The sequence below is a fragment of the Flavobacterium sp. N1719 genome (genome assembly GCF_025947045.1).
GTDB lineage: Bacteria > Bacteroidota > Bacteroidia > Flavobacteriales > Flavobacteriaceae > Flavobacterium > Flavobacterium stagni.
The window spans coordinates 434,813-447,496 of record NZ_CP109993.1; the positions used below are offsets into that span (position 1 = coordinate 434,813).

Below are 12,684 nucleotides of genomic sequence, written 5' to 3' on the forward strand. Positions count from 1 at the left end.
GAGTCGAATTTTAAAGTTTTATATTTGCAATCAAATTTCAATCATGAAAAAGTTTTTTGTATTCCTTGGCTTTGCCCTATTATTAAGTTCCTTCAAAGCAGATGATGCTACTGAAATTCAAGCCGGTGAAAAATTAGTGTATGCTGGATCCTACAACATGAGTGGCTTGATGACGCATATTGCTCAAATTACTATGAGTACTGAAAATGTGAATACTTCCAAAAATCAATACCTCCATTTAAGCTGTGAATTATCCACGTTTAGCAAATGGGATAAATTTTTTAAAATTAGAGATTTATACGAATCCTATGTGACGCCGGGATCTTTAAAACCTAACCTTTACAAAAGAAGCATCGACGAAGGTGGGTATACCAAAAAAGAAAAATATGTTTTCAAAGGAACTTCGGTTACTAGTACCTCCAAAAAACGCAACAAACCGGAAACGACACGTACCTTTACTATTGGCGCCAGTACTGTTGATGCCATTACGTTACTTTACAAGGTTCGAACCGTAGATTTCACCAAAATGAAACCGGGACAAACCCAATCTTTCACCATTGTTTTCGACGAAAAACAAATTCCGGTGACGTTAAAATACATGGGAACGGAGACAATTTCGGCAGGTAATTTGGGATCGAAATCGTGTTATAAATTATCCATTGGCGCCAAAACGGATGCCTTGCGCGGCAAAGACAAAAACTTAATTTGGCTTACAGCCGACAATCATAAAGTTCCGGCTCTTATGAAATTCAGTATTCCTGTAGGAACCGGCGAATTAAAATTGACCTCAGCAACCGGATTGTAACATGAGAAAAACCTTTTTAATTTTAGCTTATCTATTTACTGCACTTAGTATAGTATTCTCTGTGTTACCTTTGGACACTTTGGCATTTGTAATGATAATCCCAGCTTTGGTTTTTATAACCATTACCTTTGTTAAATCAGCTCCCGACCAACGCAAATGGCCAAAACGGTTATTTATTGTTGCTTATGTGTGTGCATTAGGCGTTTTAGGCAAAACATTTTTGATGGAAGATGAAATCGTTAAAGATGAAGTCTTTGAACAACAAAAAGTAGAAGCCAAACAAGAAGCCAAACAAGAACTCGAACAATTGGAAAAAGATCTAGAATAACGGAAGTCTGCTTAATCGCAGACTTTTTTTATTGAATCCGCCTTCCTTTTTATACATTTGTCGCACAACAAACCAACCGAATGAGAAATGTATTAATCATAGGAGCTGGCCGTTCGGCTTCCTCTTTAATCAAATATTTGTTGGAGAAATCTGATGACCAACAATTACACGTAACCATTGGCGATTTATCCTTGGAATTAGCCCAACGCAAAACGAACAATCATCCCAATGCGACAGCGATTCAATTGGATATTCAAAACCAAGAACAACGCCAATCCGAAGTTGCAAAAGCCGACATTGTCATTTCCATGTTGCCTGCTCACATGCACATCGAAGTAGCTAAAGATTGTATCCAATTCAAAAAACACATGGTTACTGCTTCCTATATCTCGGACGCGATGCAAGCCTTAGATGCCGAAGCTAAAGCAAACCAACTAATTTTCATGAATGAAATCGGTCTCGATCCCGGAATCGATCACATGAGTGCGATGAAAGTCATAGACGAAATTCGAGAAAAAGGCGGAAAAATGCTTTTATTCGAGTCGTTTTGTGGCGGCTTAGTAGCGCCTGAATCGGATACTAACCTTTGGAATTATAAATTTACTTGGGCGCCTCGTAATGTGGTTTTGGCTGGACAAGGTGGTGCTGCCAAATTCATTCAAGAAGGCAAATACAAATACATTCCATATAATCGATTGTTCCGTCGTACCGAATTTTTACATGTTGAAGGCTATGGAAAATTCGAAGCTTATGCCAATCGGGATTCACTAAAATACCGTAGCGTTTATGGTTTGGATGATGTACTAACGTTGTACCGCGGTACGATTCGCCGTGTGGGTTACTCGCGAGCATGGAATATGTTTGTGCAATTGGGAATGACTGATGATACGTACGTGATTGAAAATTCGGAGCACATGAGCTACCGCGATTTTGTGAATTCGTTCCTACCCTATCACCCAACCGACTCCGTTGAAATCAAAATGCGTTTACAATTGGGCATTGAGCAAGATGATGTGATGTGGGATAAATTGATCGAATTGGATTTGTTTAATGGGTCGAAAAAAATAGGCTTACCGAATGCCACGCCTGCACAGATTCTCGAACATATTTTAAATGAGAAATGGGCTTTAGCTCCCGAAGATAAAGACATGATTGTGATGTATCACAAATTTGGGTATTCACTTAATGGAAAAGAAGAGCAAATCGATTCTAAAATGGTGTGTATTGGAGATGACCAAACCTATACCGCCATGGCGAAAACAGTGGGATTACCAGTAGCCATGGCTACACTCCAAATTTTAAATGGAAAAATCACCACGCCCGGTGTGCAATTGCCGATTCGTAAAGAAGTGTACGAACCAATTTTAGCTGAATTGGAGGAATATGGGGTAATTTTTAAAGAAACAACCTTGCCGTACATTGGTTATAATCCCGATAAAATTACGCAAGCTGTATAAAAAGAAAAGCGCCTGATTGAAAACCAAAAAAATCAGGCGCTTAAAAAAACAAACAGGGATTTTATTATTTTTTCTCTTTTTTAGGAGTTGCGGCTTTGGCTTCTTTTTTCACCTCAGCTTTGGCTTCTTTTTTAGCTTCTTTTTTTTCAGCTTTTACTTCTTTTTTTGGTTTTTCAGCTGTTGCTTTAGTTTGTTGTGCTGAAACTGTTCCTGCGATTGCGAAAGTTGCCAAAGCAACCATCATTACTACTTTTTTCATGATTTCTATTTTTTTGAATTAATAATTGTTTTCTGCCTTTCGACATAACAAAGTTGGCCAGACTATCTTTAAAGCGACTTAAGTCCGACTTAATAAAAACTTAATTCATTTATTAATTAAAAAAAGGATTAAACCGAATCATTTCAATTGCTGTTTACAACAAGATGTGTATTTTTGCTTAAACTATTTTCAAAATGAAAATAAATCAGCTACAAATTGAAATTGACGGGATTGACAAAGAGATTCTGCGTCAATTGATGGAAGATGCGCGAAAACCGATTTTGCAAATTGCGCACAGCATCGGAATTTCGGGTGCGGCCATTCATCAACGACTTAAAAAACTGGAAGAAGCACAGGTCATTTCGGGTTCAAAATTCATCATCAATACCAAAGTCTTGGGCTACCGAACCATGGCATTTGTAGGCATCTATTTGGATAAAGCATCCAGCAACTCTGAAGCAGTGCGGGAACTACGGAAAATCCCAGAAGTGTTGGAATGCCACTATACGACTGGGAATTGGAGTATTTTGGTAAAAATCATTTGCAAAGACAACGAACATTTGATGCAATTGCTCAACAAAAAAATCCAACCCATCGAAGGTGTTTCCCGAACCGAAACTTTTATTTCTTTAGAACAACAAATCGAACGACAAATTCAACTCTAATGGCACTAAAATACACCAAAGAAAATATCGCCTTAGGCTTTTATATTCTCTATTTTTTAACCGCGGGAATTTGCTTCGAACTCTTTCCTGGGGATACAGAAAACCCGAATATGGGCATTGCCTTGATGTATTTATTCATTCCTATTAGTTTGGTGTATTTCATGGTTCATTTGGTCAAACAACTTTTTGGCAAAGGAAATTATACTAAGTGTATCTTGATTCACGGCGTGGCTTGGGTGGCGTTGTTCGTCCTTTTATTTGCTTTCTCTTCCGCAAAAAAATAAATCCGTGAAGCATACACCCCACGGATTTCATTCGTTTATTTCAAATCGATTCATCAATTCATTGTTACATCGACTCACTGGCTAATTACTCACGCTCCCGACTCCCCATGAAAATCGACACATAATACAACAAGGTGGCAATCGATCCAATAGCAGCCACTAAATACGTTCGAGCCGCCCATTTCAAAGCATCTTCTGCTCCGGCATATTCCGCTTGATTTACCATTCGTTTGTCTTTTAGCCAAGCTAGCGCACGATTACTCGCGTCATATTCTACTGGCAATGTAATGATGGAAAATAAAGTGGTAGCCGCAAATAATAGGATTCCGATAAACAATAAGGAAGGGAAAACCTTAATCATTAAAATACCACCCAACAACACCCATTGCACAATATTGGAAGCGAAAGAAACCACGGGAACTAACTGCGAACGCATGGTTAACCATTGGTAGCCTTTGGCGTGTTGCACGGCATGCCCACATTCGTGTGCGGCTACTGCTGCCGCTGCTGCATTCCGCTGATTATAAACACCCTCACTTAAATTCACCGTTTTATCCGCTGGATTGTAATGGTCCGTGAGCATTCCGGGCGTCGAAATTACTTTTACATCGTAAATTCCGTTGTCGTGCAACATCTGTTCGGCAATTTCTTTTCCGCTCATGCCGTTTTGCAGATACAATTTGGAGTAATGTTCAAATTTGCTTTTCAGCGTACTACTCACTAACCAACTGGCGCCCATTATCAATAAGGCCAATAACATATAACCTGATCCCATTTTTTCAATTATTTTTAAATAAATACTGCAAAATCAAGACCAAATGAACGGTGCTGACAAAGTGGCATTACATAAAGGCTATTCCAAAAACAAAACGATTATTTCCGTTTTCACGAATATTGTTCGTGATACTGCCATATTCCGAACGGTACTTTCCTCGCGTTAAAGCAAAATCATACCCCAAGTTTAATCGCAATTTAAAACTCGATTTTTTAAATAAATATACGGTGGCTGTCGGACCTACATAAAACATTCGGTTTTCCAAATTGACATGTCCACTATTTAATTCGGGAGCCAATACATTCAAATCCGTACTGTTGTTATTGCTGTACAAATCGTAGCGATTGGTTTGATACGCCAACGACAATCCTGTTGCAAGGGTTACTTTTGGCTTGTGAATGAGGTTGTAATTAAAACGTGCTCTTGAATTCAACCCTAAGTATTTCAATGTATTGTCCCCTTTTTTATTTTCCAAAAAAGAAGTACCCAACTCCAAATCCCCCGAGTATTTTTCACCCAAAAAATTTAATCCAAAGGTTAATTCAGGCGTCACATCCCGCATTTCAGGAAGATTTCCGTTTCGTAATTTTTGATTTAAATTGAGGGATTGGTTGGCATTGAAAGAAACACCAATGTAAAAATCGGTTTCTACTTTCGACTTTGTCGAATCTTTTGCCACCTGAGCTCCCATCAAATTAGGGAGAACCATTCCGAGAATAAGTACAATTTTTTTCATGTGTTTAATTTTTTTTAAAAATAAATCACAAATTGCGAGACCGATTTCACTTTAACTTTTTGTTAAAAAAAATCCGTGAAGTCGCAACTCCACGGATTCCTAATTTATTCATTAATCGACTCATTGTTACAACTACCTACCCGCAGGCAGGTTGGCACATTAATTACCCCACCAAGTTGATAATTTTCCCGGGGACAATAATCACTTTATTTGGCGTACGTCCTTGCAATTGTTGCTGCGTACGTTCGTCGGCCATCACAATTGCTTCGATTTCGGCTACGGATAAATCCAACGGCAATTTGATGGTAAAACGCATTTTTCCATTGAACGAAACCGGATATTCTTTTTCACTTTCTACTAAATATTTGGCTTCAAATTGTGGGAAAGCAACGGTGGCTATCGAACCCTCATGACCCAATTGATTCCATAATTCTTCGGCGATGTGTGGTGCGTAGGGCGAAATCAACACCGCTAAAGGTTCGAGAACCGCACGGTGACGGCATTTTTGTTGCGCCAATTCATTCACACAAATCATAAACTGCGACACCGAAGTATTGAAGGAGAAGTTCTCGATATCTTCCGTTACTTTCTTAATCGTTTTATGTAAGGTTTTGTACATGTCCGCCGTAGGTTCGTCGTTTACCACCACCAAACCGTTGTCGTCAAAATACAAACGCCATAACTTTTTTAAGAAACCGTAAACCCCCGTAATTCCGGCTGTATTCCAGGGTTTGGCTTGTTCCAGCGGCCCCAAGAACATCTCATACAAACGCAAGGTATCGGCACCGTATTCGTTACAAATGTCGTCGGGGTTGACCACATTGTATTTGGATTTGGACATTTTTTCCACTTCACGACCTACGATGTATTTGCCGTCTTCTAAGATAAATTCCGCATCAACATAATCAGAGTATAACGGATGTGCTTTAAATTTTTCAATATCCAATTCGTTGGTAATATCATTGATAACCGACAGATCGACGTGGATGGGATGTACGTTTAATCCAGCAATTAGTCCTTTAGAATATAATTTTTTTGAATCTTCAGAACGGTACACAAACGCACTCATTCCCAAAATCATCCCCTGGTTGATCAACTTTTTGAACGGTTCTTCGGTAGGTGCAAATCCGCGGTCTTTCAAGAATTTGTTCCAAAAACGGGCATACAACAAGTGTCCTGTAGCATGTTCGCTTCCGCCAATGTACAAATCGACATTTTGCCAATACTGTAACGCGTTTTCTGAAGCAAACTCGGATTCGTTTTGCGCATCCATATAGCGCATCCAGTACCACGAACTTCCAGCCCAACCCGGCATGGTATTTAATTCTAAAGGAAAAACAGTTACGTTGTCTATGAACTGATTACTAACTACTGTACACTTCGCTGTATCCCACGCCCAAGTGGTCGCATTGCCTAAGGGTGGCTGACCGTCTTCCGTCGGTAAATATTTCTCCACTTCGGGCAATACAATGGGTAAATGTTGGACATCAATCATTTGCGGCAAGCCATTCACATAATATACGGGAAAAGGTTCGCCCCAATAGCGCTGACGCGAAAACACCGCATCGCGCAAACGGTAATTCACTTTGGCTTTACCGGCTCCGATTTTTTCCAATTCCTCAATAGCTTTTTGGGTACCCGCTTTATAATCCAATCCGTTTAGGAAATCGGAAGCTACCAATTCAAAACCACTTTTCTCTGCAAAAGCAGCTTCAGAAATATCTTGGTTGAAAATATTTTTGATTTCGGGCATGCCCAAGGTTCCTTTGAAATAATTGGCAAACGCATAATCGCGTTCGTCGCCACACGGAACCGCCATAACGGCACCTGTTCCATATCCTGCCAACACATAATCCCCAATCCAAACCGGAATGGGTTCTTTGGTAAACGGATGTTCGGCATACGCCCCAGTAAACACCCCTGAAATGGTTTTCACATCGGCCATACGATCGCGCTCTGAACGTTTTGCGGTGGCTTCAATGTAGGCCTCTACCGCTGCTTTTTGTTCAGGAGTAGTGATTTGTGGAACCAACTCGTGTTCGGGTGCCAAAGTCATAAACGTAACGCCGAAAATGGTATCGGGACGCGTTGTAAATACTTCTATTTGAAACTTGGAACCTGAAACTTGAAACTTCACTGAAGCTCCTACGGATTTTCCAATCCAATTGCGTTGCGATTCTTTCAAGGATTCGGTCCAATCAATGGTTTCCAAGCCTTCCAACAAACGCTCAGCGTAAGCCGAAATACGCATGGACCATTGGGTCATTTTTTTGCGAATCACCGGATGACCGCCCCGTTCTGAAACGCCATTTACGATTTCGTCATTCGCCAAAACGGTTCCTAGAGCCGGACACCAGTTCACTTCGGTTTCTGCCAAATAAGTCAGACGATATTTCAACAACAAACGTGCTTTTTCATCTTCAGAAAATGCGTTCCATTCGTTGGCTGAAAAAACAAACACATCGTCATCACAAGCAACATTGACGGCAGCATTTCCTTCTTTTTCAAAAATTGCCACCAAATTGGCGATAGGCAACGCTTGATTCGCATCATAACAATAGTAGGATTCAAACAACTGAATGAAAATCCACTGCGTCCATTTGTAATACTCTGGATTGGAGGTGCGCACTTCGCGATCCCAATCGAAGGAAAATCCGATTTTGTCCAACTGTTCGCGATAACGCGCAATATTTTCACGGGTTGTTTTCTCTGGATGTTGTCCTGTTTGGATGGCATATTGCTCGGCAGGTAACCCAAAAGAATCATAGCCTTGCGGATGCAACACATTAAAACCTTGGTGGCGTTTGTAACGGGCAACAATATCCGAGGCAATATACCCTAGCGGATGCCCCACATGCAATCCCGCACCAGAAGGATACGGAAACATATCCAACACATAATATTTGGGTTTTTTGGAGGAATTGGAGGCAGCAAACGTGTGGTTATCGGCCCAATATTTTTGCCATCTGGCTTCAATTTGTTCGTGAAAATATTTCATGATGTGTTACAAAATAGTCTTTGGTCCTGAAATCTGCGACAAACCACGGATTTTCAGGCGGTTTTTAAAATTTAAGCGCAAATTTACACGATAATTGTAAGAAGAGAAAACTTTGTGCGTTATTAAGGGTAAAATGATTTTCTTTTTTATTTTTACGGCGTAAAACAAACTCTATGGCATCTTCTTTCGATAAGTATCAAAAGCGCAGATTAATTTCTTCCTATTTTTCGGTGGTGTTGAGTGTATTCTTAGTGTTGTTCCTTTTGGGCGCCTTGGGATTATTCATCATCAATTCCAAGCGATTATCTGACAACTTCAAGGAAGATATTGTGATGACGGTTTTCTTTAAAAATGAGGCCAACGACACCGTTTTCAAAGCATTTGAAGAAGAAATCAAAGCTGGGAAATATGCAAAAGACTTCAAATTTGTTCCCAAAGAAGAAGCTGCAAAAATGCACAAAGAGATTGTTGGTGAAGACTTCATGCAGTTTTTAGGCATGAATCCGTTGCAGAATTCGTATGATATTCACTTGAAAGCCGAATACGTTTCAAATCCTGGCTTTGCCAATATGGAACGCGCCATTCGCAAAAACACCTTTGTCGCTGATGTGGTATACGATAAACAATTGATCACTTTGGTCAACGACAACATCAAAAAAATCAGTTTTTGGGTGTTGATCGTAACGGGTGTCTTGATGGTGATTTCGGTATTGTTAATTAACAGTTCGATGCGCCTCTCGATTTACGCCAACCGATTTATCATTAAAACCATGCAAATGGTGGGCGCTACCAAGTCGTTTATTCGTCGCCCTTTCATTTTGCGCAGTATGCTGTTGGGATTGATCGGCGGAATTTTAGCGGTAGTTACTTTAGTTATCGTTCTACTCAACATTGAAACGGCTTACCCCGGATTGGATATTTTTAACCAAATTGAATTAACCGTTTTGGTCTTGGTAGCTGTACTTGGAATGAGTATTTTGATTACTTGGATCAGCACTTATTTTGCAACGCAACGCTTTTTAAATTTACGAACAGACGATTTATACTAAAAGGAAATAAACATGAGCAACAACGAACAAAAACCGGATTTCCTTTTTGGAAAAGAAAATTATAAATTCTTATTGATTGGATTGGGCGTAATCGCTTTGGGCTTTATACTAATGTCGGGAAGCAGCAACAACAATCCTGAGGTTTGGAATGCAGACATCATGAGTTTCCGTCGTATTCGTTTGGCACCTACAGTAGTGTTAATCGGGTTTGGCATTACCATTTATTCTATTTTCCGCAAAGGAAAAGGAGAAGTTTAATTCAAGTACCTCTTTAATTCATGGATTTACTTCAAGCCTTGTGGATTGCCATCGTAGAAGGATTGACCGAATATTTACCGGTTTCTTCAACGGCACACATGATTTTTACCAGTTCCTTTTTTGGTATTCAAGAAGATGATTTTGTAAAACTCTTTCAAGTGGCGATTCAATTTGGCGCTATATTAGCCGTAGTCGTATTGTATTGGCGCAAATTCTTTGATTTTAAACGAATTCATTTTTACCTCAAATTAGCGATTGCGGTTGTTCCTGCATTGGTTTTGGGCAAATTGTTTGATGATAAAATCGATGCCGTTTTAGGAAATCCCATTCCGATTGCGATTGTATTAATCGTGGGCGGCTTCATTCTATTGTTTATCGATTCCCGTTTTCAAAACCCGACCATTTCCTCTGAAGAAGAGATTACGGTAAAAAAAGGATTTTTCATCGGATTGTGGCAATGCTTAGCCATGATGCCCGGAACGAGTCGGTCGGCAGCCTCGATTATAGGTGGCATGCAACAGGGATTGACCCGTGCTGCAGCCGCTGAATTTTCGTTTTTCTTGGCCGTTCCCACCATGTTGGCCGTGACAACGTACTCCATTTTTTTAAAAACCTACGAGCATTCGGGTTTAAAAGGCTATGAATTGTTAACCCAACACAGTGAAAACCTAAAATTGTTTTTAATTGGTAATGCAGTCGCTTTTGTGGTAGCTATTTTGGCTATAAAGTTTTTTATTGGCATTATCAAAAAATACGGCTTCAAACCCTGGGGTTACTACCGCATCATTGCTGGAACCGTATTGTTGTTATACTTCACTTTAGGAAAATAATGAGTTTACCCGCTGAAGCCTACAAAGAAGGACAAATCCTTTTGATTGACAAACCCCTAACGTGGAGTTCGTTTCAAGCGGTGAATAAAATCAAATACGCTTTAAAACGCAAATACCAATTTCCAAAAACCTTTAAAATTGGACACGCGGGAACGCTGGATCCACTAGCCACGGGCTTACTCATCATTTGCACTGGAAAATTCACCAAAAAAATCCCTGAAATTCAAGGGCAAACCAAAGAATATACGGGAACGATAACCCTAGGCGCAACGACACCTTCGTATGATTTAGAAACCGAAGTAGACGCCACTTTTCCCACCGCACATATTACAGAGGAATTGATTCGAGCAACTGCTCAAACCTTTGAAGGGGAAATCATGCAAAAGCCACCCGTTTTTTCAGCCATAAAAAAAGACGGCAAACGCTTATATGAACATGCACGAGCAGGTGAAGAAGTTGAAATTGAAGCGCGAAAAACGACCATTTACGAATTTGAAATCACGCGCATTGCCTTACCTGAAATTGATTTTCGGGTAACGTGTAGTAAAGGCACCTACATTCGCTCCTTGGCCTACGATTTCGGAAAAGCGTTGCAATCGGGGGGGCATTTAACGGCTTTACGTCGGACCAAAATTGGGGATTTTGATGTAACCAATGGCATCACGCCAATAGCCTTTGAAGAACAGTTATAAAAAAAGGACTTGTTTCCAAATCCTTTCTTTTTTATGCTATGGAAAGTTTGAGCAACTCCATAATTTCATTTTGAATACTGACCCCTTTATCCTGTAAATACCACTTTTGCAATTCTGTTTTGGCGGTTTCATCGACCACACCGTGTGTAGCTTTGTAATCGAGAATAAGCTGTTTTGCTCCTTGAGGTCGTGGGCCAAAATTACCGATTACTTCCCCAGAAATTTTGTCAATAATAATCAACTTCGGAATAGAACGGGTTCCATTGGTCAAAAACAAATTCATTACCGCCGGATGTTCGTCCCGTAAGATAACACGCAACTCAATTTTATCCGTATGCGATGCCATTTTATCCAAAACGGGCAATACTTGAGCGGCATCTCCACACCAAGTTTCGGCTAAAACCACCCAAAGAAAATCGGTGGCTAACTGTTCTAATTGTTGAGCAACTTCTGGCGTTAATTGCATTGTTTTGTCTAAACGGTGCATGCGTGCTTCGTTCAAATGCGTGTAATGAATATAGGCTTCTGTGGATTCGCCCGTGGTTTTACCTTCTTGTGCGTAGGTTTGCATCAAGTTTCGATATTCTTGATAGGAATAACTCGATTGTAAACTGTTTTCAATAATTGGGTTCATGGGTTTAGTTAATTTGTTTGTACAAAGGTAGTTCTTTTAGTACATTTGGTAAGTAACCTTTATTACACGCCTATGTCAATTTTTCAAGCGCAACGCATTGGTTTTGTACTTTCTGGTGGAGGAACCAAGGGATTGGCCCATGCTGGTGCACTTCAATATTTAGAAGAACAAGGCATTCGTCCGGCTGTGATCTCGGGAACTAGTGCGGGTTCTATCGTGGGAGCACTTTATGCTTGGGGGAAAAAACCCGAGGAAATTCTCGATTTCTTCAAGTCGATTTATTTTTTTCATTGGACCCATTTCACCCTAAAAAAACCCGGATTGATTGATTCCAATTCGTTTAAAAAATATTTTGAAGCGCTTTTTGGTAATGCTTTAATTCAAGATTCTCAGATTCCCCTTTATATTACAGCAACCGACTTGGTAAAAGGCGAATTGAAAATATTTGAGTCTGAGGTTCCCCTCGCCGATGCCGTACTGGCTTCTTCTGCCTTTCCGGGGGTGATTTCACCACATATAATTAACGGCACCATGTACAGTGATGGCGGCATTCTCAATCATTTTCCGGCTGATATTCTTGCAGACGAATGCGATTTTATCATTGGCATTTATGTGAGTCCGATTGAAAAAATAGAAGCCCACCAGTTGCGTTCCATCAAAGCAGTAACAACGCGGGCTTTTGACTTGCTCTATGCCCACACGCACATGCAAAAGTTTGGCAATTGTGATTTGGTCATCGAACCCGAGGCTTTATGCAATTATAGTACCTTTGAAACCAACAAATCCAAGATGGATGAAATTTTCCAAATAGGCTATGATGAAGCAAAAAAACGATTCACTGCCCAGTTTGGATAATTTTTTTCGCCTCACTTTTTCTACGAGAGAATATCTCTATATTTGCAATGCAAAAATTG

The 12,684-nt window shown here is 40.1% G+C and carries 15 protein-coding genes; 10 read left to right on the plus strand and 5 right to left on the minus strand.

Annotated elements, in window-relative coordinates; all coding sequences use genetic code 11:
* Positions 1–43 precede the first annotated feature (43 nt).
* The 3 genes from OLM45_RS01640 (at position 44) to OLM45_RS01650 (ending at position 2,590) form a co-directional block, all read left to right on the plus strand.
* Positions 44–805 carry a DUF3108 domain-containing protein gene (locus tag OLM45_RS01640; protein ID WP_264511426.1) on the plus strand — a complete coding sequence of 254 codons (762 nt, stop codon included), beginning with the start codon at positions 44–46 and terminating at the stop codon, positions 803–805.
* 1 nt (position 806) lies between these two features.
* A complete protein-coding gene (locus tag OLM45_RS01645) occupies positions 807–1,133 on the plus strand; it encodes a hypothetical protein (RefSeq protein ID WP_264511427.1) in 327 nt (108 codons plus the stop codon).
* Between the two features lie 80 nt (positions 1,134–1,213).
* The gene (locus OLM45_RS01650) at positions 1,214–2,590 is read left to right on the plus strand and encodes a saccharopine dehydrogenase family protein (RefSeq protein ID WP_264511429.1); all 1,377 of its coding nucleotides are present in this window, start codon (positions 1,214–1,216) and stop codon (positions 2,588–2,590) included.
* A gap of 64 nt (positions 2,591–2,654) precedes the next feature.
* Here OLM45_RS01650 and OLM45_RS01655 read toward each other — a convergent pair whose 3' ends face one another.
* Positions 2,655–2,849, minus strand: coding sequence for a hypothetical protein (locus OLM45_RS01655; protein WP_264511432.1), 195 nt, complete (start codon positions 2,847–2,849; stop codon positions 2,655–2,657).
* A 194-nt stretch (positions 2,850–3,043) separates the two neighbouring features.
* On the opposite strand from OLM45_RS01655, the gene OLM45_RS01660 reads away from it, so the two are divergent.
* Both OLM45_RS01660 and OLM45_RS01665 read left to right on the plus strand, forming a co-directional pair.
* Positions 3,044–3,514 (plus strand): Lrp/AsnC family transcriptional regulator, encoded by a 471-nt coding sequence (locus OLM45_RS01660; protein WP_264511433.1) that lies wholly within the window; start codon positions 3,044–3,046, stop codon positions 3,512–3,514.
* On the plus strand, positions 3,514–3,798 hold the full coding sequence (locus tag OLM45_RS01665) for a hypothetical protein (protein WP_129460578.1): 285 nt from the start codon (positions 3,514–3,516) through the stop codon (positions 3,796–3,798). Before OLM45_RS01660 ends, OLM45_RS01665 begins: the two co-directional genes overlap by 1 nt.
* Positions 3,799–3,883: 85 nt before the next feature.
* Here OLM45_RS01665 and OLM45_RS01670 read toward each other — a convergent pair whose 3' ends face one another.
* The 3 genes from OLM45_RS01670 to leuS all read right to left on the minus strand — a co-directional run bounded on the left by OLM45_RS01670 (position 3,884) and on the right by leuS (position 8,307).
* Positions 3,884–4,573 (minus strand): zinc metallopeptidase, encoded by a 690-nt coding sequence (locus OLM45_RS01670; protein WP_264511435.1) that lies wholly within the window; start codon positions 4,571–4,573, stop codon positions 3,884–3,886.
* A 67-nt stretch (positions 4,574–4,640) separates the two neighbouring features.
* Entirely contained in the window at positions 4,641–5,309 is a 669-nt protein-coding gene (locus OLM45_RS01675) for a hypothetical protein (protein WP_264511437.1), read from the minus strand.
* A gap of 163 nt (positions 5,310–5,472) precedes the next feature.
* The gene (leuS, locus tag OLM45_RS01680; protein ID WP_264511439.1) at positions 5,473–8,307 is read right to left on the minus strand and encodes a leucine--tRNA ligase; all 2,835 of its coding nucleotides are present in this window, start codon (positions 8,305–8,307) and stop codon (positions 5,473–5,475) included.
* Positions 8,308–8,480: 173 nt separating this feature from the next.
* On the opposite strand from leuS, the gene OLM45_RS01685 reads away from it, so the two are divergent.
* The 4 genes from OLM45_RS01685 to truB are packed head-to-tail and all read left to right on the plus strand — an operon-like array spanning position 8,481 to position 11,136.
* Positions 8,481–9,356: a cell division protein FtsX gene (locus OLM45_RS01685; RefSeq protein ID WP_129460575.1), complete on the plus strand. Its 876-nt coding sequence runs from the start codon at positions 8,481–8,483 to the stop codon at positions 9,354–9,356.
* Positions 9,357–9,368: 12 nt separating this feature from the next.
* The gene (locus OLM45_RS01690) at positions 9,369–9,614 is read left to right on the plus strand and encodes a DUF3098 domain-containing protein (protein ID WP_264511441.1); all 246 of its coding nucleotides are present in this window, start codon (positions 9,369–9,371) and stop codon (positions 9,612–9,614) included.
* 20 nt (positions 9,615–9,634) lie between these two features.
* Positions 9,635–10,444, plus strand: a complete 810-nt coding sequence (locus OLM45_RS01695) for an undecaprenyl-diphosphate phosphatase (RefSeq protein WP_264511443.1) — start codon at positions 9,635–9,637, stop codon at positions 10,442–10,444.
* Positions 10,444–11,136, plus strand: a complete 693-nt coding sequence (gene truB / locus OLM45_RS01700; RefSeq protein ID WP_264511445.1) for a tRNA pseudouridine(55) synthase TruB — start codon at positions 10,444–10,446, stop codon at positions 11,134–11,136. The genes OLM45_RS01695 and truB overlap by 1 nt, the downstream gene beginning before the upstream one ends.
* 31 nt (positions 11,137–11,167) lie before the next feature.
* Here truB and OLM45_RS01705 read toward each other — a convergent pair whose 3' ends face one another.
* Positions 11,168–11,770 (minus strand): thioredoxin family protein, encoded by a 603-nt coding sequence (locus tag OLM45_RS01705; RefSeq protein WP_264511446.1) that lies wholly within the window; start codon positions 11,768–11,770, stop codon positions 11,168–11,170.
* 72 nt (positions 11,771–11,842) lie between these two features.
* Here OLM45_RS01705 and OLM45_RS01710 point away from each other — a divergent pair, with 72 nt between their 5' ends.
* A complete protein-coding gene (locus OLM45_RS01710; RefSeq protein ID WP_129460570.1) occupies positions 11,843–12,625 on the plus strand; it encodes a patatin-like phospholipase family protein in 783 nt (260 codons plus the stop codon).
* Positions 12,626–12,684 lie beyond the last annotated feature (59 nt).

Bases quoted from the DNA above. Each gene is read 5' to 3' on its own strand.
- OLM45_RS01660 (WP_264511433.1), top strand. From the start codon at position 3,044: ATGAAAATAAATCAGCTACAAATTGAAATTGACGGGATTGACAAAGAG.
- OLM45_RS01640 (WP_264511426.1), top strand. From the start codon at position 44: ATGAAAAAGTTTTTTGTATTCCTTGGCTTTGCCCTATTATTAAGTTCC.
- OLM45_RS01670 (WP_264511435.1), bottom strand. From the start codon at position 4,573: ATGGGATCAGGTTATATGTTATTGGCCTTATTGATAATGGGCGCCAGT.
- OLM45_RS01685 (WP_129460575.1), top strand. From the start codon at position 8,481: ATGGCATCTTCTTTCGATAAGTATCAAAAGCGCAGATTAATTTCTTCC.
- OLM45_RS01710 (WP_129460570.1), top strand. From the start codon at position 11,843: ATGTCAATTTTTCAAGCGCAACGCATTGGTTTTGTACTTTCTGGTGGA.
- OLM45_RS01675 (WP_264511437.1), bottom strand. From the start codon at position 5,309: ATGAAAAAAATTGTACTTATTCTCGGAATGGTTCTCCCTAATTTGATG.
- OLM45_RS01645 (WP_264511427.1), top strand. From the start codon at position 807: ATGAGAAAAACCTTTTTAATTTTAGCTTATCTATTTACTGCACTTAGT.
- OLM45_RS01690 (WP_264511441.1), top strand. From the start codon at position 9,369: ATGAGCAACAACGAACAAAAACCGGATTTCCTTTTTGGAAAAGAAAAT.
- truB (WP_264511445.1), top strand. From the start codon at position 10,444: ATGAGTTTACCCGCTGAAGCCTACAAAGAAGGACAAATCCTTTTGATT.
- OLM45_RS01705 (WP_264511446.1), bottom strand. From the start codon at position 11,770: ATGAACCCAATTATTGAAAACAGTTTACAATCGAGTTATTCCTATCAA.
- OLM45_RS01655 (WP_264511432.1), bottom strand. From the start codon at position 2,849: ATGAAAAAAGTAGTAATGATGGTTGCTTTGGCAACTTTCGCAATCGCA.
- leuS (WP_264511439.1), bottom strand. From the start codon at position 8,307: ATGAAATATTTTCACGAACAAATTGAAGCCAGATGGCAAAAATATTGG.
- OLM45_RS01665 (WP_129460578.1), top strand. From the start codon at position 3,514: ATGGCACTAAAATACACCAAAGAAAATATCGCCTTAGGCTTTTATATT.
- OLM45_RS01695 (WP_264511443.1), top strand. From the start codon at position 9,635: ATGGATTTACTTCAAGCCTTGTGGATTGCCATCGTAGAAGGATTGACC.
- OLM45_RS01650 (WP_264511429.1), top strand. From the start codon at position 1,214: ATGAGAAATGTATTAATCATAGGAGCTGGCCGTTCGGCTTCCTCTTTA.